The 1,781-nt window shown below is 35.7% G+C and carries 2 protein-coding genes; one reads left to right on the top strand and one right to left on the bottom strand.

Going from position 1 to position 1,781, the window contains the following annotated elements:
• Positions 1-148 precede the first annotated feature (148 nt).
• On the bottom strand, positions 149-382 hold the full coding sequence (locus FEFB_RS07990; protein WP_047975722.1) for a hypothetical protein: 234 nt from the start codon (positions 380-382) through the stop codon (positions 149-151).
• Positions 383-573: 191 nt separating this feature from the next.
• On the opposite strand from FEFB_RS07990, the gene FEFB_RS07985 reads away from it, so the two are divergent.
• Positions 574-1,626 carry an IS30 family transposase gene (locus FEFB_RS07985; RefSeq protein ID WP_047975721.1) on the top strand — a complete coding sequence of 351 codons (1,053 nt, stop codon included), beginning with the start codon at positions 574-576 and terminating at the stop codon, positions 1,624-1,626.
• Positions 1,627-1,781 lie beyond the last annotated feature (155 nt).

The raw sequence follows: 1,781 nt of genomic DNA, 5'->3' as shown, positions 1-1,781 counted from the left end.
ACGCCAAGCTAGATAAATCGTCCCAAACCAGAAGACAAAATACATGGCAACAAACAAAAAGCCAAAGATGGCACCACCTGTGCTAGTTTCTGTGTATGGATAATATTTTTGCATGTTTTATCTCCCCAAGTACCACCTATAAATATAATTACTTTTTTAAATAATCTTTTAGAAGTTGTTCCAATAAAGCAGAAAAGCTTAACCCTTGATCGGCTGCATTGAGCATTGCTTCATCATGAATTGATGGCTTCATCATGATGACATATTGCTTTTTATTCTCTCGTTTTACGCGCGGTGTTGCAGAAGGGGTAGGACGCTGCTTTTCATCTTCTGCTGATTGTTTTTGGTGATTTCTTTCTGATAACGGCCCTTCAGTTTCCATCATTTTTCTCCTTTTAATTTTTTTTATTTTACTCTATTATTATATCCAATCATATGTATAAATGCAATTATATTTATAAATATATGTTTAATACAATCAGTTCTTAATCTGTAATAATATTAGGTAGTTGTTTATTTTTATCACGATGTAAATTAATCAAAGTATTCGTCTTATATTAAGAGGTATTTACAATGGATTGCCGTCACTTAACTTTAGAAGATCGTGTCAAATTAGAAACCTGGATTGGAGAAGGTTATTCTCTATCACAAATTGCCACTCGTCTAGGTTTTGCTCGTTCCACTATTACCAGAGAAATACAACGTGCCACCAAGCATCAACGAATGGGGATACGTTTGCCAGCAAACCGTGCTAAAAAAATGTATCGAGCGCTCTCAGCGCATCAACTTGCTGAATACAACAAACACTCAAAAATAAGGTTGCGTCCACGTAAATTATCCAATCATCGTGCAAGCATCATTAAAAAAAGAATTTTGGAAGATAAATGGTCACCAGAACAGATTGTTTACGGTAGTCATAATTTTGGCGTATCAGCCCGTTGCATATACAACTGGATTAACCAAAATAAAATTGAGGGTCTCTCAAATAAAAGTTTACGACTAAAAGGTAAACGGTATAAGCGTGCTTTAAGTCAAAAAATAATGAGGAGCCTTCATCAGTCAAATTCTGATAAACGAGCTGTCATCCAACAACATACGATTGAAAGACGACCATTGGCAATCGAACGCCGTGAAGTTTTCGGACATTGGGAACTAGACGGTGTGGAGTCCATGCAATCCAGTCATTTGTTATTAACTTTTGTCGAAAGAAAAACGAGATATGCCGAAGTGGTGCTTGTAAAGAATAAGTACGCTTATTCAATAAGTGAAGCGATTGAAGGTTTTTTGAAGAAATATCAAGGTTCTGTTAAATCGATTACTTGTGATCGTGGTACTGAGTTTTTAGCAACCATGACCCAACGGGTTTTTCAAAAAAACAACATCAAATATTACTATGCCCATGCGTATTCACCACACGAACGCGGTTCCAACGAGAATTTCAACCGTACTTTGCGGGAATACTTTCCAAAGAAAACAGATTTCGCTCATATAAGCCTCGCAAAGCTTCGAAAAGTTGTCATGAGTATCAATACACGTCCTATGGCTTTACACGGCTTTAAAACGCGTCTGAGTGCCTTTAAACGCCATCTCAGTTATCAACGCCTTCAAATAACAGGAATCACATAAAAAAAGAATCCATAAATTGGATCCTTGGCTATGATAAAAATAGGCAAGTTTTTTTAGTGAACACAAATTATTAAAAAACTTAAAAACCTTGCTATAATCAGCTTTAAAGAGGTTATTTCAAAGAAAAATTTTAAACTGTTGCATTAAGACTTGAC

The sequence above is a fragment of the Fructobacillus sp. EFB-N1 genome (assembly GCF_001038455.1).
GTDB classification, from domain to species: domain Bacteria; phylum Bacillota; class Bacilli; order Lactobacillales; family Lactobacillaceae; genus Fructobacillus; species Fructobacillus cardui.
Note: the sequence above shows the minus strand (reverse complement) of the source record. Positions and strands in the feature narration are given on the sequence as shown.